General features: G+C 36.1%; 23 protein-coding genes, 1 tRNA gene and 2 pseudogenes. 7 read left to right on the top strand and 19 right to left on the bottom strand.

The genetic code is table 11. The features are described from left to right. Positions 1–74: 74 nt before the first annotated feature. The 13 genes from FD33_RS04165 to FD33_RS04105 form a co-directional block, all read right to left on the bottom strand. Positions 75–503 carry a F0F1 ATP synthase subunit epsilon gene (locus tag FD33_RS04165; protein WP_025084784.1) on the bottom strand — a complete coding sequence of 143 codons (429 nt, stop codon included), beginning with the start codon at positions 501–503 and terminating at the stop codon, positions 75–77. Between the two features lie 17 nt (positions 504–520). Then, positions 521–1978 (bottom strand): F0F1 ATP synthase subunit beta, encoded by a 1458-nt coding sequence (atpD, locus tag FD33_RS04160; RefSeq protein WP_025084785.1) that lies wholly within the window; start codon positions 1976–1978, stop codon positions 521–523. Positions 1979–1998: 20 nt separating this feature from the next. After that, positions 1999–2916: a F0F1 ATP synthase subunit gamma gene (locus FD33_RS04155; protein WP_025084786.1), complete on the bottom strand. Its 918-nt coding sequence runs from the start codon at positions 2914–2916 to the stop codon at positions 1999–2001. A 17-nt stretch (positions 2917–2933) separates the two neighbouring features. Then, a complete protein-coding gene (gene atpA / locus FD33_RS04150) occupies positions 2934–4469 on the bottom strand; it encodes a F0F1 ATP synthase subunit alpha (RefSeq protein WP_025084787.1) in 1536 nt (511 codons plus the stop codon). A gap of 15 nt (positions 4470–4484) precedes the next feature. After that, a complete protein-coding gene (atpH, locus tag FD33_RS04145) occupies positions 4485–5033 on the bottom strand; it encodes an ATP synthase F1 subunit delta (protein WP_056955781.1) in 549 nt (182 codons plus the stop codon). Then, the gene (atpF, locus tag FD33_RS04140; RefSeq protein WP_025084788.1) at positions 5020–5541 is read right to left on the bottom strand and encodes a F0F1 ATP synthase subunit B; all 522 of its coding nucleotides are present in this window, start codon (positions 5539–5541) and stop codon (positions 5020–5022) included. The genes atpH and atpF overlap by 14 nt, the downstream gene beginning before the upstream one ends. Positions 5542–5617: 76 nt before the next feature. Then, the gene (gene atpE, locus FD33_RS04135) at positions 5618–5830 is read right to left on the bottom strand and encodes a F0F1 ATP synthase subunit C (protein ID WP_010020175.1); all 213 of its coding nucleotides are present in this window, start codon (positions 5828–5830) and stop codon (positions 5618–5620) included. 24 nt (positions 5831–5854) lie between these two features. Continuing rightward, positions 5855–6565 carry a F0F1 ATP synthase subunit A gene (atpB, locus tag FD33_RS04130; protein ID WP_056955780.1) on the bottom strand — a complete coding sequence of 237 codons (711 nt, stop codon included), beginning with the start codon at positions 6563–6565 and terminating at the stop codon, positions 5855–5857. Between the two features lie 87 nt (positions 6566–6652). After that, on the bottom strand, positions 6653–7282 hold the full coding sequence (gene upp / locus FD33_RS04125; protein ID WP_025084789.1) for a uracil phosphoribosyltransferase: 630 nt from the start codon (positions 7280–7282) through the stop codon (positions 6653–6655). 11 nt (positions 7283–7293) lie between these two features. Further along, on the bottom strand, positions 7294–8304 hold the full coding sequence (locus tag FD33_RS04120; protein WP_056955779.1) for an L-threonylcarbamoyladenylate synthase: 1011 nt from the start codon (positions 8302–8304) through the stop codon (positions 7294–7296). A gap of 2 nt (positions 8305–8306) precedes the next feature. Beyond that, on the bottom strand, positions 8307–9155 hold the full coding sequence (gene prmC / locus FD33_RS04115) for a peptide chain release factor N(5)-glutamine methyltransferase (protein WP_025084790.1): 849 nt from the start codon (positions 9153–9155) through the stop codon (positions 8307–8309). Then, the gene (gene prfA / locus FD33_RS04110; protein WP_025084791.1) at positions 9133–10230 is read right to left on the bottom strand and encodes a peptide chain release factor 1; all 1098 of its coding nucleotides are present in this window, start codon (positions 10228–10230) and stop codon (positions 9133–9135) included. The genes prmC and prfA overlap by 23 nt, the downstream gene beginning before the upstream one ends. 17 nt (positions 10231–10247) lie before the next feature. Continuing rightward, a complete protein-coding gene (locus tag FD33_RS04105; protein WP_025084792.1) occupies positions 10248–10829 on the bottom strand; it encodes a thymidine kinase in 582 nt (193 codons plus the stop codon). A gap of 152 nt (positions 10830–10981) precedes the next feature. Between FD33_RS04105 and FD33_RS04100 the strand changes: the two genes are divergently transcribed. Beyond that, positions 10982–12325: a Mur ligase family protein gene (locus tag FD33_RS04100; RefSeq protein WP_025084793.1), complete on the top strand. Its 1344-nt coding sequence runs from the start codon at positions 10982–10984 to the stop codon at positions 12323–12325. A 58-nt stretch (positions 12326–12383) separates the two neighbouring features. Here FD33_RS04100 and FD33_RS04095 read toward each other — a convergent pair whose 3' ends face one another. The 6 genes and pseudogenes from FD33_RS04095 to FD33_RS04070 form a co-directional block, all read right to left on the bottom strand. Continuing rightward, the gene (locus FD33_RS04095) at positions 12384–13319 is read right to left on the bottom strand and encodes a metal ABC transporter solute-binding protein, Zn/Mn family (RefSeq protein ID WP_025084794.1); all 936 of its coding nucleotides are present in this window, start codon (positions 13317–13319) and stop codon (positions 12384–12386) included. After that, the gene (locus FD33_RS04090) at positions 13316–14167 is read right to left on the bottom strand and encodes a metal ABC transporter permease (RefSeq protein WP_025084795.1); all 852 of its coding nucleotides are present in this window, start codon (positions 14165–14167) and stop codon (positions 13316–13318) included. The genes FD33_RS04095 and FD33_RS04090 overlap by 4 nt, the downstream gene beginning before the upstream one ends. Next, positions 14167–14907, bottom strand: a pseudogene (locus FD33_RS04085) (metal ABC transporter ATP-binding protein). Before FD33_RS04085 ends, FD33_RS04090 begins: the two are co-directional and overlap by 1 nt. A gap of 234 nt (positions 14908–15141) precedes the next feature. After that, positions 15142–16110 (bottom strand): serine hydrolase domain-containing protein, encoded by a 969-nt coding sequence (locus FD33_RS04080; protein WP_025084796.1) that lies wholly within the window; start codon positions 16108–16110, stop codon positions 15142–15144. 77 nt (positions 16111–16187) lie between these two features. Next, positions 16188–18056, bottom strand: a pseudogene (locus FD33_RS04075) (ABC transporter ATP-binding protein). Next, positions 18056–19777 (bottom strand): ABC transporter ATP-binding protein, encoded by a 1722-nt coding sequence (locus tag FD33_RS04070; protein WP_025084797.1) that lies wholly within the window; start codon positions 19775–19777, stop codon positions 18056–18058. The pseudogene FD33_RS04075 and the gene FD33_RS04070 overlap by 1 nt, the downstream one beginning before the upstream one ends. Before the next feature lie 97 nt (positions 19778–19874). On the opposite strand from FD33_RS04070, the gene FD33_RS04065 reads away from it, so the two are divergent. From FD33_RS04065 to FD33_RS04040, 6 genes are all read left to right on the top strand, one after another. Then, a complete protein-coding gene (locus FD33_RS04065) occupies positions 19875–20573 on the top strand; it encodes a CPBP family intramembrane glutamic endopeptidase (protein ID WP_025084798.1) in 699 nt (232 codons plus the stop codon). After that, positions 20570–20788 carry a hypothetical protein gene (locus FD33_RS04060; RefSeq protein ID WP_025084799.1) on the top strand — a complete coding sequence of 73 codons (219 nt, stop codon included), beginning with the start codon at positions 20570–20572 and terminating at the stop codon, positions 20786–20788. Before FD33_RS04065 ends, FD33_RS04060 begins: the two co-directional genes overlap by 4 nt. 56 nt (positions 20789–20844) lie before the next feature. Beyond that, positions 20845–20917: transfer RNA gene (locus FD33_RS04055), tRNA-Glu, on the top strand. Positions 20918–21197: 280 nt separating this feature from the next. Next, positions 21198–22484 carry a replication-associated recombination protein A gene (locus FD33_RS04050; RefSeq protein WP_025084800.1) on the top strand — a complete coding sequence of 429 codons (1287 nt, stop codon included), beginning with the start codon at positions 21198–21200 and terminating at the stop codon, positions 22482–22484. Then, on the top strand, positions 22484–22840 hold the full coding sequence (locus FD33_RS04045) for an MmcQ/YjbR family DNA-binding protein (RefSeq protein ID WP_025084801.1): 357 nt from the start codon (positions 22484–22486) through the stop codon (positions 22838–22840). The genes FD33_RS04050 and FD33_RS04045 overlap by 1 nt, the downstream gene beginning before the upstream one ends. Before the next feature lie 205 nt (positions 22841–23045). After that, the gene (locus FD33_RS04040; RefSeq protein WP_056955778.1) at positions 23046–24494 is read left to right on the top strand and encodes a catalase; all 1449 of its coding nucleotides are present in this window, start codon (positions 23046–23048) and stop codon (positions 24492–24494) included. Positions 24495–24631: the final 137 nt, after the last annotated feature.

Raw genomic sequence — 24631 nt, 5'->3', positions numbered from 1 at the left:
CATGAGGTTGCCTTCTATACAAAAACTATTCATCAATACGATTTGACAAAGAGCCAGTCTTTATTAATTACATATTAATTACGATGTGAACTTACGTTAATTCTATTAATAGCCTTACGTAAGGATACTTGTGCACGAGCCAACTCATCAATATTGTGTTTTTCTTCAGCAACTTTGATAGTACTTTCAGCTCTTTGCTTAGCATATTTGGCACGTCTTAAATCAATATCTCTAGCTCTTTCGGCACTATTAGCCACGATCGATACTAGATCATTACTAAACTCCAAGAACCCGCCATTTACAGCAATTGAGTCTTCATGGTGAGGCTTGTCGACACGACGGACACGAACTTCATCAATGACCAATGGGGCAATAATTGGGGCATGGTGTGCCATGACACCAATTTCACCATCAATGGTACTCAAGACAACGAGTTTTGCATGATGGTCGTAAACAACACCATCAGGAGTAACAATATTGACCTTCATAATATTACCAGCCATATCATTTCCTCCTTCTGTTAATTGGCAACTGCTTCAGTAGAGTTGTCATCGTTGTTTTCTTCATCAGCTGGTGTCCAGCCCATCTTCTTAGCCTTAGCAAGAACATCATCAATTCCACCAACACCATTGAAGGCATCTTCAGGAACATCGTCATACTTACCATCTAAGATAGCACGGAAATCTTTAACAGTTTCTTCAACAGGAACATAAGATCCGGGTACACCAGTAAATTGTTCAGCAACACTGAAGTTTTGTGACAAGAAGAATTGAATACGTCTTGCACGAGCAACAACAGTCTTTTCTTCATCAGATAATTCATCCATACCCAAGATAGAAATAATATCTTGTAGTTCATGATATCTTTGAAGAACTTCTTGAACCTCAGTAGCAACATCATAATGTTCTTGTCCAACAACATCGGGGTCAAGAGCAGATGATGATGATGCCAAAGGATCAACGGCTGGGTAAATACCCTGTTGTGTCAATCTACGTTCCAAGTTGGTTGTAGCATCCAAATGGGCGAAGGTTGTAGCAGGAGCAGGGTCAGTATAATCATCGGCAGGAACATAAACGGCTTGAATTGAAGTAATTGAACCCTTCTTTGTAGAAGTGATTCTTTCTTGCAATTGACCCATTTCTGTAGCCAATGTTGGTTGATAACCAACGGCTGAAGGCATACGACCAAGCAAGGCAGAAACTTCTGAACCAGCTTGTGTAAATCTAAAGATGTTATCGATAAACAATAGAACATCTTGTCCTTCAACATCACGGAAGTACTCAGCAATTGTTAAGCCTGTTAGGGCTACACGCATACGAGCACCAGGTGATTCGTTCATTTGACCGTAAACCATGGCTGTTTTAGCAAGAACACCGGATTCCTTCATTTCATAATAAAGGTCATTACCTTCACGTGTTCTTTCACCAACACCAGTAAATACTGAAATACCACCATGCTCTTCGGCAATATTATGGATTAACTCTTGAATTAGAACGGTTTTACCAACACCGGCACCACCGAACAAACCAACTTTACCACCACGAACGTAAGGTTCAAGTAGATCGATAACTTTGATACCTGTTTCAAGAATTTCAGTTGATGTATTTAATTGATCATAAGCAGGTGCTGAACGGTGAATACTGTTTCTTGGGAAGTCAGCAGGAAATGCTTTACCTCCATCGATTGATTCACCTAAGACATTAAACACACGACCCAATGTTTCTTTACCAACTGGTACAGAAATAGGACCGGCAGTGTTAACAACTTCAGCACCTCTTTGAAGTCCGTCAGTAGAACTCATGGAAATAGCACGTAAGGCGCCATCACCTAGTTCTAGAGCAACTTCAAGGGTAATCTCTGATCTGTCGCTTTTCTTAACTTTCAAAGCGTCGTTGATTTCTGGCAAGTCTCCATCAATAGGAAACTCAACATCGACAACCGGACCGATTACCTGAATAACTTTACCTTTGCTACTCATTAATTTGGCTCCTTTCTAAACTATTCAAGTGCAGCAGCACCACCGATAATTTCAGTGATCTCTGTAGTAATTTGAGCCTGACGAGCACGGTTATAATGTAGTGACAAACCTGCAATAAGGTCATCAGCATTATCACTAGCACTCTTCATAGCTGTTACAGAAGCAGCATGCTCTGCTGTTTTTGCATCCATCATTGCTCCTAAAACTAAACACTCAATATATTGAGGCACAATTGCAGATAGAACTGCTTTAGGGTTTGGTTCTGTGATGTATTCACTAGCAACTTGTTGTTCTTCAGCAGTAACATCATCAGGTTCTGTTAATGGTAAAAGTTTCTGAGTTGTAAACTTCGAAACTAATGAATTAACGTGATGATTATGACAAATGTCAATTTCATCAAACAATTCAGCTTGATACATTTGCAAAATTGTTTTCATGATTGGTGTAATGTCTTCAACAGTTGGAATATCAGGTAATCCTGTATATTCATAGGCAACGTCAAAGCCACGTGCTTTGAAAAATTCAGTACCAGTTGCACCTAGGGAAATGATAGTAAATTTACTTTTATCACCATGATATTTCTTTTGGAAAAGATCCATCATCGCTTTTAAAATATTACTATTGTATCCACCAACAAGACCACGGTCACTTGTAATGACAACATATGCAGTCTTCTTGACTTCACGAACTTTTAGAAGACTGTTTAAACTCAACGGATCAGTGGAATCATCTGCAACAGATAATTCTTTAAACACATCAGCAGCTGTTAAATGTCTAACAATGTCTTCAACCTTTTTTTCATACAATTGATAAGCAATAGATTTCTTTTCAATACGAGAGAGTTTAGCACCAGAGACCATTTGCATGGCCTTTGTTATTTGACCGGTTTTCTTAGTAGAAGAAATTCTTCTTTTAATATCCATAAGGGACTCAGCCATTATTTAAACCTCCTGTATTATTTTTCTTGCTTACTATCTGAATCTGACTTAGAAGCCAAGAAGTTTTCTGTAAATTCACTTACAGCTGACTTGAAGGTATCTTCATCAGGTAATGTACCTTTTTCTTTGATTGTTTGTAAAAGATCTGAATGGTTTGCATCGAAATATTCAGAAAGCGAAGCTTCATATTCTTTGATATCGTCAACAGCGATTTTATCTAAGAATCCTCTTGTCAAAGCAAACAAAATCAAAACTTGTTTTTGAACAGCAACTGGAGAGTGTACAGGTTGTTTTAGAACTTCTTCTGTACGACGTCCACGGTCTAGTTTTGCCTTTGTAGCTTCATCAAGATCTGAACCGAATTGAGCGAATGATTCCAATTCATGATATGAAGAAAGATCTAGACGTAAAGTACCAGCAACCTTCTTCATAGCCTTAATTTGGGCATCTCCACCAACACGAGAAACAGATGTACCAGCATCGATAGCTGGACGTGTACCTGAGTGGAACATATCACTACTCAAGAAAATCTGTCCATCAGTGATAGAAATAACGTTAGTTGGAATATAGGCTGACACATCACCGGCTTGTGTTTCAACGATAGGCAAAGCGGTCATTGAACCACCACCTAAATCGTCACTCAACTTAGCAGCACGTTCTAGCAAACGTGAATGCAAGTAGAAAACATCACCAGGATATGCTTCACGCCCAGGTGGTCTACGAAGCAATAGCGAAATTTCACGGTAGGCATTAGCTTGCTTGCTTAAATCATCATAGACAATCAAAACATGCTTGCCATTGTACATGAAATATTCACCCATTGCAGCACCAGAATATGGTGCAAAGTAAAGCATAGGTGCTGGTTGACTAGGACCAGCTTCAACAACGATTGTGTAATCCATTGCCCCATGCTTTCTTAAGGTTTCAACTTGGGCTCTAATTGTTGATTCCTTTTGACCAATTGCGACATAGATACAAATCATATCTTGATCTTTTTGATTAAGAATAGTATCGATAGCAATTGATGTTTTACCAGTTTTACGGTCACCAATGATCAACTCACGTTGACCACGACCAATAGGAACAAGTGAGTCAACGGCCTTCAAACCTGTTTGAAGAGGTTCGAAAACTGACTTACGTTGCATAACACCGGGTGCAGGTGACTCAATAGGTCTAGTTTTGTCAGTCTTGATTTCTCCAAGACCATCAACAGGTTGACCCAAAGAATTAACGACACGTCCAACCATCGCATCACCGACGGGAACTTCCATGATACGACCTGTTCTCTTAACAGTATCGCCTTCACGGATTTTATCGTAATTACCTAAAATAATGATACCAACATCATCACTTTCAAGGTTTTGAGCCACACCAAAAGTACCGTCTTGGAATTCAAGTAATTCACTAGCCATAGCATTTTCAAGGCCATTAGCACGAGCAATACCATCACCGACGTATGTAACTGTACCTACTTCATCAACTGAGAGTTCATTTTTATAGTTCTTTAACTGTTCTTTGATCAGCGAACTAATCTCTTCAGTTTTGATGCTCATTCTTTTCACCTCGAATTAATTATTAACTAATAGCATGTTCTTAATGTCATTAAATCTCTTAACAACACTACCATCGACAACTTGGTCTCCAACACGGATTATAACGCCACCAATGATATTTGAATCAACTATTTTCGTTAAATTTACTTCATTTACTGAAAATCTCTTTTTAATCACGGATTCAAGATTCTCGGTTTGTGCTTGATCCAATTCAATTGCTGTTGTAACTGTTGCTTCAACAATTCCATTAACTTCATCGTACTTTTCGATGAAAGCATCAGCAATATCAATAACACAATCCATACGATTGTTATCAAACACTAAACCTAAGAAATCCTGCATTAAAGAACCAAATTGACTCTTTAATGTATCCAAGATCTTAAGCTTTTCAGTGCGAGAAATAGAACGGCCTGCTAGAGCAAAACCTAAACCAGGATTTTCCTCATAAACTTGCTTCAAAGCTTTTAAATCTTCGAGCATTTCTTCTACAGACTTTTGTTCTTCGGCAACTTCGAAAAGTGCCTTAGTATAGCGTTTTCCCACTTGCTTATTACTTAGTTTCATTAACCGTCAACTCCTTAATATAAGAGTCGATTAGTGACTTTTGATCGTCAGCATTAAGCTCTTTAGAAATAACTTTAGAAGCAATTTCCAAAGATAAGTTTGCTATGTCTTTTTGTGCTCCAGCCATAGCATCTTGTTTAGCTTTATCAGCATCAGATTTAGCTCTTTGTCTCACTTCTTCAGCTTCGCCGTGGGCTTCAGTTAAGATAGACTTCTTTTGAGTCTCTCCACTTTCCTTAGCCTTATTAACGATTCCAACTGCTTCAGCACGTGAATTTTTAAGTGCATCTTCACGTTCCTGAGCCAACTTTTTAGCACGAGCACGTTCTTGATCCGCATAATCAAGGTCACCAGTGATTTTTTCAGATCTGGCGTCCATCATTTTTGTGATTGGACCCCAAGCAAAATGCTTAACCGCAAGTGCCAAAATGATGAAAGAAACAAGAACGAAAAGCATGTCTCCCAAAGCTACTTGATTGGCTCCGAGAACTAATAAACCTGCCAATATTCTTCACTCCTTCCTATCAAATAAATACACACATAAAAAAGGCGATTTTTTATTGATCGCCAACTCATCATATGTATTAGACAAAAAGAATAACGAACGCAATAGCAATAGCAATGATAGGAACAGCTTCGATAAGACCAACACCAATGAACATTGTTCCTCTTAGTTTATCAGCTACTTCTGGTTGACGGGCCATACCTTCAAGAGTTTTTGAAATAACAAGTCCGTTACCGATTGATGCTCCAAGAGCAGCGATACCAGCTGCAAGAGCTGCCGCAATATCTTTCATAATTAAAAATTCCTCCAATAAAAGTTATTCTTGTTCCAGTTTACGTGAAATATAGACCATAGACAATGTGGTAAATACATACGCTTGGATGGCTCCAATAAATACAGAAAAGCCTTGCCATACCATGGCTAATGGTATTGCTGCGACGAATGTAACAGCGCCAACGCTTTTTGCAACAGTTCCAATAAGTGCAAGAAGTACTTCACCGGCAAATATATTACCGTAAAGACGTAGTGACAATGTTAGGAAGTTTGTAAACTCTTCCAGAAGGTTAATTGGTAGTAAGAACTTTACCGGTCTCGCATAATTGGATAAGTAACCACCAAATCCAAATTTCTTCACAGCATAGTAATGTGAAAGCAACAATGAAATCGTAGCGAGTCCCATTGTAATTAGTGGATTGGTTGTTGGTGACTTAACGTATGTGAAACCTCCAACCTTTACTTGAATAATTAATCCTAATTGGTTTGAAACAAAGATAAATAGGAATAATACAAACGCATAAAGGTTAAAGCGTCTACCAGACCCATCAGGCATTGCCGATTTTACAATACTATTAGTAAAATCAATCATCCATTCAAGTACATTCTGTGCCTTACCTGGCCTCATTGTGATCTTACGAGATAATGCAAAGACCAAAATGAAAACAAGGATCGCAGAGATAAGAACTGATAAGTCATTTGCAACATTGAATCTTAACCCTAAGAAATCAATAAACTTATACTTATCATCCAATAATAACCCTCCTTTCTTCGCTTATTGAAAACAATTGATACCACAAAATAATAACACTAAATTTTATATATTCAAACAATGAAATTGTTATTTTGTCCCAAATAATCTGTCACCAGCATCGCCTAATCCAGGGAAAATATAACCACTGTCTGTAATTTTTTCATCTAGTGAAGCTGCATAGATATCAACGTCCGGATGTGCCTCTTGAACAGCTTTAACACCTTCAGGAGCAGCAACTAAAACAACTAAACGCATATGTTTAGCACCACGCTTCTTCAATGCATCGATAGCCATGTTAGCAGAACCACCTGTAGCAAGCATTGGATCAACAATGAATAATTCACGTTGATCAATATCACTAGGAAGTTTTACAAAGTATTCATGTGGTTTCAAAGTTTCTTCATCACGATACATACCGATATGACCAACTTTAGCAGCTGGGATCAATTCAAGAACACCATCAACCATACCTAAACCAGCACGCAAAATAGGAATAACGGCAAGTTTCTTACCTGCAAGAACTTTTTGTGTTGATTTGCCCATTGGTGTTTCAACAACAACATCTTTTAAAGGTAAGTCTCTTGTAATTTCATAAACCATCAATTCACCAATTTCATTAGCAACTTCACGGAATACTTTTGTACCAGTATTCTTATTTCTGATAATTGTTAATTTGTGTTGAATTAAAGGGTGGTTCAATACTGTAAATTTAGACATTTTCTGTCTCCTTAGTTTTTATAATGTGCGTTACCCGCTGATTTATTCAAACGATTGCTGTAAGCCTCACCGTGATCTGCATCGGGAAATCCTTGAGCAAGAATGAATTTTACATGATCAGCATCTAATTGGCGTAAGCCAGCAAATAGATCCCTGGAAGCACTAATGACATCATTTCCTAGTGAAAAGGTCTTGATTCCAGCTGGTACTTCTTGCAAAATTTCATCCACTGCCATGACACCCATTGGAACATTTTTGGCCTGGTATTGTGCGATTGCTTGTTTAAAGTCACTCTTATTATCAACAATAATAACTTGAGCACTTGGTGCATAATGCTTATATTTCATCCCTGGTGCCTTTGGAACCTCGCCGGCTTTGACCTTATGGTGATCACTATTAACGTTGTCAATGACCTTCAAAAGGTCCTTATCCGTTATCATCCCTGGTCTCAAAATAGTTGGTACATCAACAGACAAATCAATTACTGTTGACTCAACACCGATCTTGGTTGGTCCATCATCCAAAACAGCTGCAATCTTACCATGTAAATCATGATAAACATGTTTAGCCAAAGTTGGACTTGGTTTACCACTGGTATTAGCAGAAGGACCAACAATTGGTTTGCCAAAAGTCTTGATAAGGTTCAATGTTGCTGCATTATTAGGCATACGAAAGGCAGCAGTTGTTAAACCACCTGTGACAGTTTTTGAAAGTTTACCCGGTTGAATTGGCATAATAATTGTCAAAGGACCTGGCCAGAATGCTTTCATTAGTTTTTCCGCCAATGGTTTGTAACTGTTGTCTGCATATTCCCAAACCATCTCTGGTCCAGAAACATGAACTATCAAAGGATTATCACTTGGACGTCCTTTAGCAGCATAAACCTCTTTGACTACATCAGGTCTTGTTGCGTCAGCTCCTAAGCCGTAAACAGTTTCCGTGGGAAAAGCCACTAACTGTCCATCGGTTAAGAAATCTGCAGCTTCTTGAATCTGTGTACTCTCGAGTATCTCAGTTTCCAATACTACATCTCCTTTTTAGCTTTTAGATATCGATAATTACCACTCATATCTTTATGAAATTCTACAACATAATTGGGTAGATTATCACAAAAAATTTGATTTATTGCATTTTTTTGTTTAAATCCAAATTCCATATAGAGAGTTCCCTGATCCGAAAGATAATTATCGACTACCTTTACAATGTTCTCATAGAATTCTAAACCATTATCTCTTCCATATAAAGCTAAATCAGGTTCATATTTAATAACACTTGGATCCATGTCTTTTTTTTCGTCTTCAGCAATATATGGTGGATTGGAAACAATCACGTCAAATTGTTGTGATTTGATTTCTTTGAATAGGTCACTCTGTTGAAAATAAACATTATTAGCTTGATAGTTGTCAGCATTCAATTGAGCCACTTTAAGTGCTTCTGCCGATATATCTGTCGCTAAAATATCATCATCAGGAAAAGCTATTCCCAAACTGATAGCAATTATCCCTGACCCTGTTCCAATATCACAAATAGATTCATTCTTAGCACTATGATCATCGATAATCTTTTGAACCATTTCCTCAGTATCTTGTCTCGGTATCAAAACATTCTCATTAACAGTGAAATTGCGGTTCAAGAAATATGCGTATCCTAAAATATATTGAACTGGTACGTCCATCCCTAACTTCACAACACCATCACGAAATTTATGCATAATATCATTGGGCACGATCTCATTACGATGTAATTGCAATTGCGTATAGTTAAAGCCACTCAACTCTTCCATTAAGTACTGCGCATCTTCTGGGAATTTATTTTGCTCTTTTAACAATAAAAAAGCCCTTTTCAGGGCGTTAGAATAACTTAGCTTCTCCACTTTGAATTTGCTCCAACTTCTTGGTTTGATCGTCAACAATCAAGGCATCGATAATTTCTTCAAGATCGCCATTCATGATTCTATCTAATTTGTTCAAAGATAAACCAATACGATGATCAGTCACACGGTTTTGAGGATAATTGTAAGTTCTGATACGTTCAGAACGATCACCTGTACCAACAGCCGACTTACGTTTTTCATCATATTCACTTTGATTTTGTGATTCATAGTAATCATAAACACGAGACTTCAAAATTTGCATAGCCTTTTGACGGTTTTGTTGTTGTGAACGTTGATCTTGCATAGCAACAACAATACCTGTTGGTAAATGGGTCATACGAACAGCTGATGAAGTCTTGTTAATATGCTGACCACCGGCACCAGATGAACGATAAACATCGGTACGAATGTCTTTAGGATCAATATCAATATCAACTTCATCATATTCAGGCATAACTGCAACAGTAGCAGTTGAAGTATGAACACGTCCTTGTGACTCTGTAGAAGGAATTCTTTGAACACGGTGAGCACCGTTCTCATACTTCAATTTCGAATAAACACTGTCACCCGTGATCATGACAGCAACATCTTTATAACCGCCAACCTCAGTATCAGTTTCATCGATGATATCAAAATTCCAGCCTTGTTTTTCAGCATATTTACTATACATACTCAATAAATCAGCTGCAAACAAACTAGCTTCATCACCACCGGCGGCACCACGAATTTCCATGATAATATTCTTATCATCATTAGGATCCTTAGGAAGCATCAATAGAGTAATGTTGTGTTCAACCTCATCTAGTTCCTTCTTAGAAGAATCCATTTCTTCTTTAGCCATTGCAGTCATTTCTGGGTCATCAGTTTCACGTAAAATTTCATCGCTATCACTGATACTCTTCTTTAATTCTTTGTAACGCTTGAAAGCAGCAACAACATCACGCATATCAGCTTCTTCTTTTGAGTAAGCCATATAGCGCTTAGTATCGTTGATAACTTCAGGGTCACTCATTAGTTCTTGGAGCTCCTGATATCTTTCAAGCAACGTTTCTAGTTGTTCAAATATTTTATCCAACTTAACAATCCTTTCTCTTATTTATTATCTAGCATTGGAGGATGGTTGTAATGACGACGACAAACTGGATAGTACATTTCATTGCCACCAATTGAAACTTGTTCTCCCTCAAAAACCGGCTTGCCATTTGACATACGCATATTCATTGTAGCTTTTTTTGTACAGAACCAACAGATAGTCTTCATTTCTTCCAATTTATCCGCATAAAGCAATAAATATTTTGTACCTTCGAATAATTCATTACGAAAATCATTTTTCAAACCAAAAGCCATAACAGGAATTCCTAGATCATCAACGACTCTCGTTGCCTGTAAAACCTGATCCTTTGTCATAAATTCGCATTCATCAATCAATATACAAGATGCATCAGGATTTTTTTCCTTTACGATCTCAAAAACGTCAGAATCTTTCTTGAGAGCAATAGCTGGACGAGTTAATCCCATACGACTCTGTATCTTTCCAGCACCTGAACGAGTATCCATAATACTTGTCATCAAAATAACTGACTTACCCTGTTCTTCATAATTATGCGCCACTTTTAAAATCTCAATCGATTTTCCACTATTCATAGCACCGTATTTAAAAAATAATTGAGCCAATTTTACGCCTCCAAAATAATATCCTTCAAAATTATAACGAAAAAACTGCCGCTTGAACACATTAAACATTTTTCAATTTCAAACAAAATCGCATAAAATACTTGTGAGGTATGATAATATTGTTTTAATTAATTCAATTTGGGGTTTTCATAATGACATTTAAATCAGGTATTGCAACATTAACGGGAAAAACATCTTATTTTATTTTAAACAAATTTTTCAATGGCGGTTCCTCATATCCTGGAAAAATTGCTTACAAGATTGATCCTGACATTTTAAAGAGTCTTGGTAAAGATTACGAATTGATTGTCGTGACCGGTACCAATGGTAAAACTTTGACAACATCATTGATCAATAAGATGTTGATTCAAAAATACGATGATGTTTTAACAAATCCAACTGGTTCTAACATGATCCAAGGTATTGTAACTAGTTTTGTTACTCATCATAAAAAGAGCAAGAAACCTTTGGCTGTTTTAGAGGTTGATGAGGCCAATGTTCCTATCATTTGTAAATATATTAAACCTAAGTACTTTGTTTTAACTAATATTTTCCGTGATCAAATGGATCGTTACGGTGAAATTTACACTACTTATCAAAAAATTCTTGATGGTATTAAATTAGCACCAGATGCCACAATCATTGCCAATGGTGACGCTGCTATCTTTGCATCCAAAGAATTGCCTAACAAAGTTATCAACTATGGTTTTTCTGACAAAGGACATGAAAATGAAGATTTCAAGGCACCTACTAATACTGATGGTGTTCTCTGCCCTAGATGTAATCATATCATGCACTATCATATGATATCTTACGCTAACTTGGGTAGTTACTTCTGTCCTAACTGTAATTTCAAACGTGGACAATTAAAGTATCAAGTAACCGGTATTTCAACATTACTTCCTAACAAAACTGAATTTGAAATTGATGGCAACAAATTTACCATGAATATTGGTGGTAAATATAATGTCTATAACGCGCTAGCTGCTTATGCCATTGCTTCAGAAATGGGCATCGGCGTTGAACAGATCCGTAAAGCCTTTGCTTATGATGAGAAAGTCTTTGGTCGTCAAGAAACTATTACCGTTGATGACAAAGATGTTAATATCATTCTAGTTAAGAACCCAGTCGGCTTGAATCAAGTTATCGAAACTGTTTTGAGTGATGAAGAGCCTTACTCATTAGCCTTTCTATTGAATGCTAATTATGCTGATGGTATTGATACTAGTTGGATCTGGGACGCTAACTTTGAAGACTTTGACTATGACAAATTACCATTAGTTATCACTGGTGGTAAACGTGTCAAAGATGTAACTTATCGCTTTAAAATTGCCGGTCTCAACATGAACAAGAATATTGAAACAGTTGAAATCGAAGATTTTGTTAAACAAATCCCTAAGATTCCAACTAAAAAAATCTACGTCCTCGCAACTTATACAGCTATGTTAGGACTACGCAAAGTTCTCAGCGATCAAGGATATATCAAACAAAAATAATTTAGAAATAAAAAGGATCCAGTGCAGTAACCATCAATGGTTGCTACACTGGATCTTTTTATTTCAATCCTGTATAAATCTGATCAATGTTCCATTTCATCATTGAGTAATATGTATCCCCAGTGGTTCCCTTTTTGGCTAAGGAATCCGTAAATATTTTAGAATGGATCTTCAGACCAGATTCACTGGCTACCTTATCCATCGATTTGGGTGATACGGATGATTCGACAAATAAACTTTTTACTTCTGATTTATTTATTTGCTTTAAAATTCGCTCCATCTGTTCTGGAGTACCCTGTGATTCAGTATTGATTTCCCAAATATAAGCTGGTGTGACATGATAGGCAGCACCAAAATATTTGAAGGCTCCTTCAGATGTCACTAATAAACGCTGCTGTTCAGGAATTTGCAAATATTTCGACTGTACTGTTTGGTGCAATCGTTCTAATTTAGCAATATATTCATCAGCATTATCCTGATAAAAACTAGCATTACGTGGATCCTTTTCTTTCAAAACATTGGTTATCGTTCTAACGTACTTAATTCCATTTGCCCAGTCCAACCAGGCATGAGGATCGACTTCACTTTTGTTAGTAGTCAAATGTCTAGGTTCAATATCTTCACTCGTGGCAAAGACTTCTTTATTAAAATCTTTGTGAGTTGTTTCAATTAATTTATTAAACCAACCATTGCCACCCGTCTCTAAATTCAAGCCATTGTGAAAAATAACATCTGCATCATTAGCTTTCGAAATATCACTCGGTTGTGGTTCATACTCATGAGGATCGACTCCGCGTTTGACAATACTGTAGAGTTCAATTCGATCACGACCAACATTCTTAACCATATCTTCTAAAATAGAATTAGTTGTCACAACATGCAATTTCTCATTGTTTGGTAAATTAGAGTTACTGTGAGCTCGATGCTGTAAGAACCAGTAGACACCACTAACCATCGTTACTACTGAAAGAAACGTAATAATTATTTTTTTCATTGTACAACACTCCTTTTCAGTTTAAAGAAGTTTTGTTTCGGTGAAAAAATAAACGATAGTGTAAACAACATTGCGGCTACGATTACAATTGCCGGCCCTGACGCCCAATTGAAGGTATAGCTGAAGTAAAGACCTACGGTTGATGAAATCACTCCCAAAATGGCCGATAAAATTAACATCCAATTTAATTTATCGGTCCATAAAAAGGCTGTTGCAGCTGGTGTGATCAACATTGCTACCACTAGAATAATTCCAACCGTTTGTAGAGCAGAAACTGTTACTAAAGTTAAAACTAGCATCAAGGCATAATGAATAATCTGAACCTTTAAACCATAAGTTTTAGCATAGGTTTCATCAAATGAAGTTACCAGCAACTCTTTATAAAAAGCAACCACGAATAGAATCACGACTCCCAAAACAATTGCTGTAGTCATAATATCGTTATCACTCACTGCCAGAATATTTTCAAACAAGATGTGATGTAAGTTGGTTGAACTTTCTGCCATTGAAATTAGGATGAAGCCCAAAGCATAAAAAGCACTAAAGATAACTCCGATGGAAGTATCAGTTTTAATTTTGCTCCGAGATGCCACAAAGCCAATCAATACTGCAGCCAAAATACCAAAAAGTGAGGCTCCAATCAAAATATTGAATCCAAACATATAAGCCACTGCCACTCCTGGTAAAACAGCATGTGAAATGGCATCTCCCATTAACGACATTCCACGTAAAATAATAAAACTGCCCACAATCCCTGACATGATACCAACCATAATCGCGGTTAGTAATGCACTTTGTAGGAAATCATACTTTCCTAAGGCATTTATAAAATCTATAACTGATGTCATCACTGCACACCTTCCTTCCCTTGAAACAGCACTGAAGAAAGATCTGCACTAAAGGCACTTTCCATATTAATGGAATTATAAACTTCTCGAGTTGGTCCAAAATCGACTATTCCGTGATTTAAAATAACCAAATCATCAAAATATTTTGTTACTTTATTCAAATCGTGATGAATAACGATAATTGTTTTACCCTGATTTTGCCATTGTTTGAGAATCTCCATAATGGCAGTTTCACTCTGTAAATCAATTCCTACAAACGGTTCATCTAAAACAATAACTTCTGCTTCTTGAACAATTGCTCGAGCTATAAAAACTCGCTGCAGTTGACCACCGGATAAGTTACCAATCTGACGTTTAGCAAATTCTTCCAGAGAAACTTTTTTTAAAGCATCATAGCTAATCTGTTTTTCTTATTTACCAGGACTTTTAAACAATCCCAATTGACCATAAGTTCCAGTCACAACTAGATCAAAGACACTGATGGGAAAAGTTAGATCCAAATCTTTTCTTTGTTCAACGTAAGCAATTCGTTTGCGAATCCTTTCGATCGATTGACCGTCATAGTCAATAGTACCCTTTTGAGGTTTTATCAAATTCAAAATAGCTTTGACTAAGGTCGATTTACCTGCACCATTCGGTCCAATGATTCCAGTGATTTTTCCTGCGTTGAAATTAACGGCAACATCAGAAAATACTGGTGTGTCATCGTAAGCGACAGTGAGGTTCTTAACATTAAGCATAATGAGCCTCCTTATATTAGCGATTAAATCCGCTCTAAATTCAGAATATCATATACTTCATGGTGTTTCAATAATTTTATTAGGCTGGCTTAACTTTATTTTTAAATATAGATTAATCATTCTCAAAAAATAGAAATCAAAAACAGCATCTATCTAGAAACGTATAAACGTTTATCCTAAATAGATGCTGCTTCTTTTAATTAAACCTAATAGAATCTTAAATAGATTGCCATTTTATTTACTCTTATTCAAAAATGACTCCAAGATTGTCTCACGACGTCTCAAGAAGATTTGGTTATATTGATTAGGATGAACTCGATTAGTCATTACAACCATTGCATTCTGATGTTGATAATCAACCGCTAAAAATTCACCCGTATAACCTGTGTGGAAAAGAACATGTCCTGAACCATCTGGTTTCACATCCCAACCTAGCGAACGTCCAGGATTCAATTCAGTGTAATTATGATATAAAAATTCTTTATCCGGTTTCAACATATCACCGGCAAATTGCATAACATCATCCAAAGTTGCAAACATACCAGCTGATCCACAATGCTTACCCAATTGACGAGCCTTAGGATCATTAGGAATTCCGTAAAGCATCTTGCCATCAACTGGATAAGTTGGTACACATCTAACCGGATCAGGTTCAAATGTAGCATCCTTTAGTCCTTCCGGTTCAATTACATATTTCATAATAGCATCTTGAACTGGCATCTTATAAAACTTCTCTGCAATCAATCCGAGGAAAATCAAACCAGTATCCGTGTAAACAACTTTTTTATTAAAAGTATCAGTAACAGGCAATGCCAATAATGCTTGAATCAACTGATCACAGTTTAAGGCATCACGGTTAGGGATAAAGCCCTTGATGCCAGAAGTATGTGTAATCAAATGAAACAGTTCTACTCTATCATCTTTAAATTCTGGTAAATATTTGCTGACAGGATCATGTAAATCAATCAATTTATCATCTAACATCTTCAAAACTAATGGTACAGTTCCCATCACCTTAGTTAATGACGCTAAATCGTGTAATTCATCACCTTTGAGAGGAGTTATCTCTGGAACCCATGACTTATTGCCATAAGTATATTTCTGCGTCTGTGACGAGTTTATGAAGCCAAAACTGACTCCTGGAACAACTTGCTTATTCACCAAATCAATTATTTGTGCTTTTGTCTCTTCAAAACTTGCCATAAAATCCTGCCTCTCGTAATAAAAAGTATAAAAAAAGAACGTGCTATAAACACGTTCCAATTATATATCTATCTTTTTTACAAAGCGACATTTCCAGCAAATTGTGAATTATAAAGATCAGCATAGAAGCCGTTCTTGGCCATAAGCTCATCGTGATTACCTGTTTCCACGATTGAACCATGATTCATCACAATAATTTTATCGGCATTTTGAATTGTTGAAAGTCTGTGAGCTACAACGAAACTTGTTCTGTTCTTCAACAAACGTTCCATCGCATGTTGAATATGTAACTCTGTTCTAGTATCAACCGAACTTGTTGCTTCATCCAAAATCAAAATCTCAGGATCAGCTACAAAGGCACGAGCAATGGTAATTAACTGTCTTTGTCCTTGTGAAATATTCGAAGCTTCCTCATTCAATACCGTGTCATAACCCTTTGGCAATTGACGAACAAAGTTGTCTACATGGGCTGCTTTGGCAGCTTCAATAATTTCATCCTTAGTAGCGTCTTCACGACTGTATTTCAAATTATCATAGATAGAACCAGTAAAGAGCCAAGTATCCTGAAGGACCATCGCATAATGACTTCTGACTTGTTCACGTGTCATATTACGAATATCTTTACCATCTAGTTTAATGGAACCACCTTTAACATCATAAAAACGTTCCAACAAATTAATGATAGTTGTCTTACCAGCACCCGTTGGACCAACAATAGCTATCATTTGACCTGGTTTGACATCTAAATTGTAATCTTCCAAAAGAATTGGCTTGTGTTCATAACCAAATTTAACATGATCAAGCGTAACCTTATTATCAGTTTCAACATCGGGTACATCAACTGTATCATTTTCCATTTCAGGTTCATCCAAAATTTCAAAGACACGTTCCGCTGAAGCCACGGTAGCCTGAATTGTATTGGTTAAATTAGCTAATTGTGAGATTGGTTGTGAAAATTGATTCATATATTGTAAGAAAGCTTGAATGTTACCTAATGAGACATTACCATTGGCAACTTGAATTCCACCATAAATGGCTACTAAAACATAACCTAAGTTATTGATGAAAGTCATCAAAGGCATGACAATACCAGAAATCATTTGAGCTTTCCAGGAAGCCTTATAAAGTTTAGTATTTTCCTTTTCAAATTCTTCAATTGATTCATCTTCATGATTAAAACTCTTAACAACAACATGTCCCGTATAGTTCTCTTCAACTTGGTTGTTCAAAAGACCTAGTGAAGCTTGTTGACGTTTGAAGAATTTTTGTGATTATGGGGCAATAATTCCAACAACAATCAAACTTAAAGGAACAGTGGCTAAAGCAATCAAACTCATTTGCCAACTAATTGTGAACATCATCCAAATAACACCAATAAAAGTTACAGTACTAGTTACCAACTGAGTCAAACTTTGTTGCAAGGTTCCGGCAATGTTATCCATATCATTGATAGCACGTGACATAATATCACCATTAGAATGAGAATCGTAATAAACGATTGGTAAACGTGCCATCTTTGACTTCAAATCACGTCTTAGTTTATAAACTGTCCGTTGTGAAATACGAGTCATAACGAATTGTTGAATAAAGTTGAAAACAGCTGAAGCCAAATACATCAAGATAACGATTAAAATAATATGTTCGATCTTACTAAAATCAATTGGCAGACCATTAATCTTTAATCCGGCTTTTTGTTGAGCTACACCAGTCATTAATCCCTTATAGATCTCAGTTGTAGCTTCACCTAAAATCTTAGGAGTCTTAATTTGGAAGACAGCCGAAGCAATCGCTAAGATCAAGACAAAAATTATTCCGACCATATAACCGGACATGTACTTAGCTAAACGACCAGTTGTTTTCCAGAAGTTCTTAGGTTTAACAACAACCGCTGGCCCAGGTCCAGGACCATGTCCTACTGAGGGTGATTGATTATTTTTCTCAGCCATTACTTACCCTCCTTTAATTGAGACTCAATTATTTCTTGATAAGTCTTATTATTTGCTTTCAATTCAGCATGCGTTCCTAATCCGACCATCTTACCATCATCTAAGACAACAATTTGATCAGCATCAGCAACTGTTGAAATACGTTGACCGACAATAACAACAACGCTCTGACTGATTTTTTCATCATTTCTCAATGCTGTTCTTAAATTCAAATCAGTTTTGAAATCAAGAGCTGAGAATGAATCATCAAAGACATAAATTGAAGCATCTTTGACTAAAGCTCTGGCAATTGCTAAACGTTGCTTTTGACCACCAGAGAAGTTCTCTCCGCCTTGTTCAACTTCTGAATCGAGCTTGTCATCCAATTCACTAACAAAGTCCGCTGCTTGAGCAACCTCTAGTGCATGCCAAATTTCATCATCAGTAGCATCTGGTTTACCATAGAGCATATTGTCACGAATTGTCCCTCTAAATAAGTAGGCCTTTTGGGGAACCATTGAGACTTTACTATTGATATCCTCAGTACTCAAAGCCTTAACATCGGTTCCATTAATACTTACAACACCCGTTTCGGCATCATAAAATCTAGGAATCAAATTGATTAGAGTACTTTTACCTGAACCAGTACCACCGATAATTGCTAAGGTTTGACCCTTAGTCATGTTAAAATTCAAATTAGCTAAAGCCAACTTTTCGGCTCCAGCATAACGGAAGTTAACATCATTAAAACTAAGAGCAGGTTCATTCTTAAGTTTAGCTGGTTTAGCTACAACATCAATTTTACTTTTTGTTTCAAAAACTTCTTGAATACGGGCAGTTGAAGCTGAAGCACGGGGAACAAATACAAAGACCATTGATAAGATCATAAAACTCATTAAAATTTGCATAGCATAAGTCATAAAGGCAATCATATTACCAATTTCCATTGACTGATTAGCAATATAATGAGCACCCAGCCAAGTGATACCAACATTAGTACCACTCATAATCAAAGTAACAATTGGGAACATCAATGCAACGATACTAAATACTTTAACCGCATTGTTAGTATAATCTTGGTTAGCATCATTAAATCTATCTTGTTCAAATTTATCTTGTCTGAAGGCACGAATAACACGTACCCCTGTCAAACCTTCACGGAAGACCAAGTTCAAACAATCAGTTTTCTTTTGCATTGCCTTAAACAAAGGAACAGCAAAAAACATCACAGCTCCCACTAGAACAAGCAAAATAGGAATCGAGATCAAAAAGATCTTCGTCATTTCTGCGTTCTTTTGATAGGCCATGAAACTTGCACCAATCAGCATAATCGGTGCCATAATCATCATTCTCAACATCATGATCATTACATTTTGAATTTGGACAACATCATTCGTTGTTCTAGTTGTTAGAGATGAAGTCTCAAATTTGTCGAACTCATCATGTGTAAAGTATAATATTTTCTTGAATAAATCGGATCTTAACTTTCGACCTAATCCTTGTGACGCTTGTGACGCCATCAAGACATTACCAAACGCTGCTATAACGGTGATAAATGATACAACAATCATTTTAATACCAGCGCTGACAATGAAGTCAGTATCACCAGTAATAACACCTTTATTAACAATGTCTGATGTTAGATTAGGGATATATAACGTTGCAATAACTTGGAAAATCATAAAAATAATTGCCGCAAGCACTTGCCAAACATTGATCCTTCCTCGAGCAATCTTGAACATTTATTCACTCCCTTTAAAAAACTCACATAGCATTATAGTATTAAAGCACTAATTATCAAATAATTCTAATAATTATCTTAAATAAGGTGGCTTTTTAATGAATAATTCTAAAAATAATTATCAACCTATAAAAACTATATTCCATATTATAGCCTTTTTGGCTCTATTTTTATTAGAGCAACTTCCATTAAGTATTCTGACATTGACCAAAAAGCAACTCGGATCAAGTTACCAATCTTATCTGAAAATTGCACCAATTATAACCATTATATTGCTAATTGTCGCTGCTATCATAATTATTTTTGTGTTTAAACGCGTACAAAAGTTCCCTACTCAAAAATTTACTAAAAAGACCTGGCTAATTATCTTAATCGCAACTGTTTTAATCGGCTTCATTAATTTTGCCACTGTTCCTTTTATGAAGAGTAGTAATGCCAATGTCGAAGCTTTACAATTGATTGGTAAAAATAATATAGCTATTCTAGTTATTTTTAGCGTGATTGTTGCACCAATTTTGGAAGAAATAATTTTCCGCGGTATTTTTATGAATTGGTTCTTTGTTAATAGTCCATTAATATCGGTTTTGTTGAGTGGTATATTCTTTGGCTACGTCCATGCACCCTTTGGAACTGGAACCGATTGGATTTATGCTCTTTCAAAAGTGTTGCTAGGTATCGTTCTAGCAGGCGTTTATTATCGAACTAAGAATATTAAGGCTGACATTACTGTTCACTTTCTCAACAATTTTCTTGCTATCTTCAGTGGTTTAGCTATTTCAGGAGTTATCTTACTATGAGAAATAATCAGAAAAAGTTCAATGAAATTTATCAAAGCCTTTTAAGAAAAATTGTTATGTTCGGCGTACTGTCAATGTTACTAATGGCCAGTGCTAGAATTACTGGTTGGATCATTATGGAATATGCTGGCTTTGCCAGTGCTATTTATACTATCGTCTTGATTGGAATGCTGATTTATATATTGATAATTAAAACAAAAGATAAAAATAATTAACAATTATTATTGACACCGTCCCTACTTTATAGGTAAAATAATGATTGTTGTTTAATTGCCCGTTGGTCAAATGGTTTAAGACGCCACCCTCTCAAGGTGGAGTTATGGGTTCGATTCCCATACGGGTGATAATGTATCAAATTCCATTATATTTTATAATTATAAAAGTGTCGTAAACGTTGAGTTTACGGCATTTTTATTTTCTAAAAACTCTGAATAAATTTAAGATTTTATATATAGTCACAAGATGAAGATTCTTTAATTCTAATCTGAAATATGTTGAAAAAAATTTAATTGCAAATAAATGTATTATAATTAGTTCTTTCTAATACAAAATATTTATTTTCTGAACTTTATCTGTGATAATAGGAATAACTATTTCCTAATCAATTAAGAAAGGAATAAAATATTGTCATTCAAAACACCACTAGCCGATTTAATGAGGCCACAAACCCTTGATCAAATGGTTGGTCAACAAGAATTATTAAAAACTGGACAACCTTTAAGACAAATTATCGATCAACACGTTAACATCCCTCTATTATTGTGGGGACCACCTGGCACGGGCAAAACTACCCTAGCCAAAATTATTGCTAAGGCTAACAATTATCCTTTCGACTCGTTCAATGCTTCTACTGATAACAAAGCCAAATTGACTAAACAAATTGATCAATATCCTGACGATTCATTTGTCTTACTGATAGACGAAATCCATCGTATGACCAAGACCTTGCAAGATTTTCTACTACCTTATTTGGAAAACGGTCATATTATGCTAATCGGATCTACGACTGAGAATCCAATTATGTCAATCGTTCCCGCTATTCGTTCTCGAAGTCAGATTTTTGAATTCAAATCACTTAGTGACACGGATATCGAGACTATGTTGAAACGTGCTGTGACTGAAATCTATAAATTAACTGACGAACAAGTCGAAACTGACTCTTTGAAACTAATCGCTATTTCTGCTGATGGTGACTTGAGAATTGCTTTGAATACTTTAGAAACAATTCACGCAATTAATCCCGATAAAATCACTGTCGAAAACGTGAAAAAATTTGCCCAGCAGCAACATTTCAATTACGATAAAAAGGCCACTAAACACTATGACTATCTTTCCGCCTATTCTGATTCCATGGCCGGTTCTGATACAGATGCAGCGTTATATTATTTAGCAGTATTATTGAAAAATAACGATTTACCATCAGTCGTACGCAGATTACGTGAAATTCCATACACTTATATTGGATTGGCTAACCCTCAACAAGTTACTCAAATCGTTGTGGCCGCTAATCAAGCCGAAAAAATTGGAATGCCAAAGGCCAAATATCCACTAATGTCTGCCACAATGCTTATGTGTATCTCCCCTAAATCAGTATCATTTGATGAGACTTGGGAAAAATTAGATCAAGATACTGAGCATCCCAACGAACACCCCATGCCTAAAGGTTTGCGAGATATGCATTATAAACATTCCGAAGAAATTACTGGTGGAGGCTTAATAGATTCTCCCTTTGCATCACCGCACCAACTTGCTCAACAAAACTATATGCCAAAGGGTTTAAAAGGGCGTCGTTATTATTATCCTAAGGACAACAACAACGAGAAAAAATTGGGAGAACAATATTTGAAACTACATCGCTATATTTATCAGGAAGATTACAAAGACTCCGATTCAAATAAGGGACAACAATAATGGAACTTACAGATCAATTAATTGAATATGTTAACAAATCAGAGGACACATACATAGACAAGCCATTCAAGAAATTCCCCGATTATCAAGTACTCCGCCACAAAGACAGTGGCAAATGGTTTGGTTTAATCATGCCTGTTGAAAAAAATAAATTAGGTTTGGATGGTACGGGGAGCATTGACTTACTTGATGTGAAAATTAATCCTGAAATAAATTCTATTTTAAGAAATGCCTCTGGTTATTTGTCTGCTTATCACATGAATAAAGAACATTGGATTTCCATTATTTTAGATGGCACAGTTGAATGGAAACAAATAATCAATTTATTAAAAGAAAGTTATTCTTTAACTAATTAATTTATTTGAACAAATAAGGATGATTATTCTTTTCAATCGTCATATATCAATATATAGCCTTTAAAAACTCATATTTTTCAATAAAAATACATAATAATTGACTATTATGTACTTTTTTCTTAGTATAAAATCACAATTTGAATCAATCCAAATTGTAATGAGACATTTAATAGCCTCTTGCTTGAAAAATAATGGAGATAAGAATATGACCGAAAAACTTACCACTGAATCAGGTCAACCTTGGGCTGACAATCAACATTCCTTAACCGCTGGTACTAGAGGACCAGTTTTAATTCAAGATTATGCTCTTCTTGAAAAGCTCGCACATTTTAACCGCGAGCGAATCCCTGAAAGAGTCGTCCACGCTAAAGGTGCCGGTGCCAAGGGTTATTTTGAATTGACTAAAGATATGAGTCAGTATACTAAGGCTGACTTATTCAACGGTGTTAATAAGAAAACACCAATTTTTATCAGGTTTTCTCAAGTTGCCGGGGAAAAAGGTTATCCCGATACCGTTCGAGATGTTCGTGGCTTTGCCCTGAGATTTTACACTCAAGAAGGAAATTACGATATTGTTGGTAACAACACACCAGTATTTTTTGTTAATGATCCTTTAAAGTTTCCTGATTTCATACATTCACAAAAACGTGATCCTCGTACTAATCGAAGAAATCAGAAAATGCAGTGGGATTTTTGGGCTCATTCGCCTGAATCTCTTCATCAAGTAACTATCCTAATGTCAGACCGTGGAATCCCCGCATCTTATCGAACGATGGAAGGCTATGGTTCTCATACATTTAAATGGGTTAACGAAAAAGGTGAACAATTCTGGGTCAAATACCATTTCAAAACGGATCAGGGTGTTAAGAACTTATCCAATGATTTAGCTGAAAAGTTATCTGGTGAAAATACAGATTACTTACAAGATGAGCTGTTCGACGCCATTGAGAAAAAAGACTATCCTTCTTGGACCGTCTACGTACAATTAATTCCCTATGAAGAAGGATTAAATTATAAATGGGATATTTTTGATGTTACTAAAGTTGTATCTCAAAAAGACTACCCTCTAATTAAAATTGGTAAATTTACGCTAAATGAAAATCCTGATAACTATTTTCAAGATGTCGAAGAATCTGCTTTCTCACCTGCCAATTTTGTACCCGGAATTGAAGCTTCCCCTGATAAACTTTTGCAGGGTAGATTGTTCGGCTACAAAGATGCCGAAAGATACCGTTTAGGAGCTAACTATGAACAGTTACCTGTAAATAAGCCCGTAGTTCCCGTACACAATTATGCTCGTGACGGATTTATGCAAACGCAAAATCCCGATGGCAATGTTAATTACGAACCCAACTCAGAAAATGGTCCTAAGGAACAAATCAATAAAAGTATCGCTAAATTTGATGTAGAAGGTAAAGCTGCTAATACTCCTTATGAATACAAGGTCGACTACACGACCCAAGCAGGTGATCTTTATCGTCTATTGACATCCGATGAAAAAGATAGACTAATTGAAAATATTGTTTCTGGACTCGGAAGCTTTGATGACAAAGAAATTCAAATTTTAGAAACTAAACAATTTTATGCCGCTGATAAAGAATATGGTTTAAGAGTAGCTCACGAATTAAATTTATCAGAAAATGATATAAAATAAACTTTTACGAAAATAAGCACTAGCAATGATCCCTAAAAAGATTATTACTAGTGCTTATTTGAATATCCTCAATTACATTGATCAATCACTTGATAATACTGTTATTTGTACTAGAAAAGGTTACTAAAGATTCCTAT

The organism is Companilactobacillus paralimentarius DSM 13238 = JCM 10415, from assembly GCF_001434985.1.
GTDB lineage: Bacteria > Bacillota > Bacilli > Lactobacillales > Lactobacillaceae > Companilactobacillus > Companilactobacillus paralimentarius.
This window is presented reverse-complemented; position numbering and strand designations above follow the sequence as displayed.

What these genes read in the sequence shown, in the direction of transcription:
- FD33_RS04090 (WP_025084795.1), bottom strand. Translation starts at nt 14,167, where the DNA reads ATGACATCAGTTATAGATTTTATAAATGCCTTAGGAAAGTATGATTTC.
- FD33_RS04100 (WP_025084793.1), top strand. Translation starts at nt 10,982, where the DNA reads ATGACATTTAAATCAGGTATTGCAACATTAACGGGAAAAACATCTTAT.
- atpD (WP_025084785.1), bottom strand. Translation starts at nt 1,978, where the DNA reads ATGAGTAGCAAAGGTAAAGTTATTCAGGTAATCGGTCCGGTTGTCGAT.
- upp (WP_025084789.1), bottom strand. Translation starts at nt 7,282, where the DNA reads ATGTCTAAATTTACAGTATTGAACCACCCTTTAATTCAACACAAATTA.
- FD33_RS04155 (WP_025084786.1), bottom strand. Translation starts at nt 2,916, where the DNA reads ATGGCTGAGTCCCTTATGGATATTAAAAGAAGAATTTCTTCTACTAAG.
- FD33_RS04045 (WP_025084801.1), top strand. Translation starts at nt 22,484, where the DNA reads ATGGAACTTACAGATCAATTAATTGAATATGTTAACAAATCAGAGGAC.
- FD33_RS04165 (WP_025084784.1), bottom strand. Translation starts at nt 503, where the DNA reads ATGGCTGGTAATATTATGAAGGTCAATATTGTTACTCCTGATGGTGTT.
- FD33_RS04080 (WP_025084796.1), bottom strand. Translation starts at nt 16,110, where the DNA reads ATGGCAAGTTTTGAAGAGACAAAAGCACAAATAATTGATTTGGTGAAT.
- atpE (WP_010020175.1), bottom strand. Translation starts at nt 5,830, where the DNA reads ATGAAAGATATTGCGGCAGCTCTTGCAGCTGGTATCGCTGCTCTTGGA.
- FD33_RS04095 (WP_025084794.1), bottom strand. Translation starts at nt 13,319, where the DNA reads ATGAAAAAAATAATTATTACGTTTCTTTCAGTAGTAACGATGGTTAGT.
- atpH (WP_056955781.1), bottom strand. Translation starts at nt 5,033, where the DNA reads ATGAAACTAAGTAATAAGCAAGTGGGAAAACGCTATACTAAGGCACTT.
- FD33_RS04040 (WP_056955778.1), top strand. Translation starts at nt 23,046, where the DNA reads ATGACCGAAAAACTTACCACTGAATCAGGTCAACCTTGGGCTGACAAT.
- atpA (WP_025084787.1), bottom strand. Translation starts at nt 4,469, where the DNA reads ATGAGCATCAAAACTGAAGAGATTAGTTCGCTGATCAAAGAACAGTTA.
- FD33_RS04070 (WP_025084797.1), bottom strand. Translation starts at nt 19,777, where the DNA reads ATGTTCAAGATTGCTCGAGGAAGGATCAATGTTTGGCAAGTGCTTGCG.
- FD33_RS04065 (WP_025084798.1), top strand. Translation starts at nt 19,875, where the DNA reads ATGAATAATTCTAAAAATAATTATCAACCTATAAAAACTATATTCCAT.
- FD33_RS04060 (WP_025084799.1), top strand. Translation starts at nt 20,570, where the DNA reads ATGAGAAATAATCAGAAAAAGTTCAATGAAATTTATCAAAGCCTTTTA.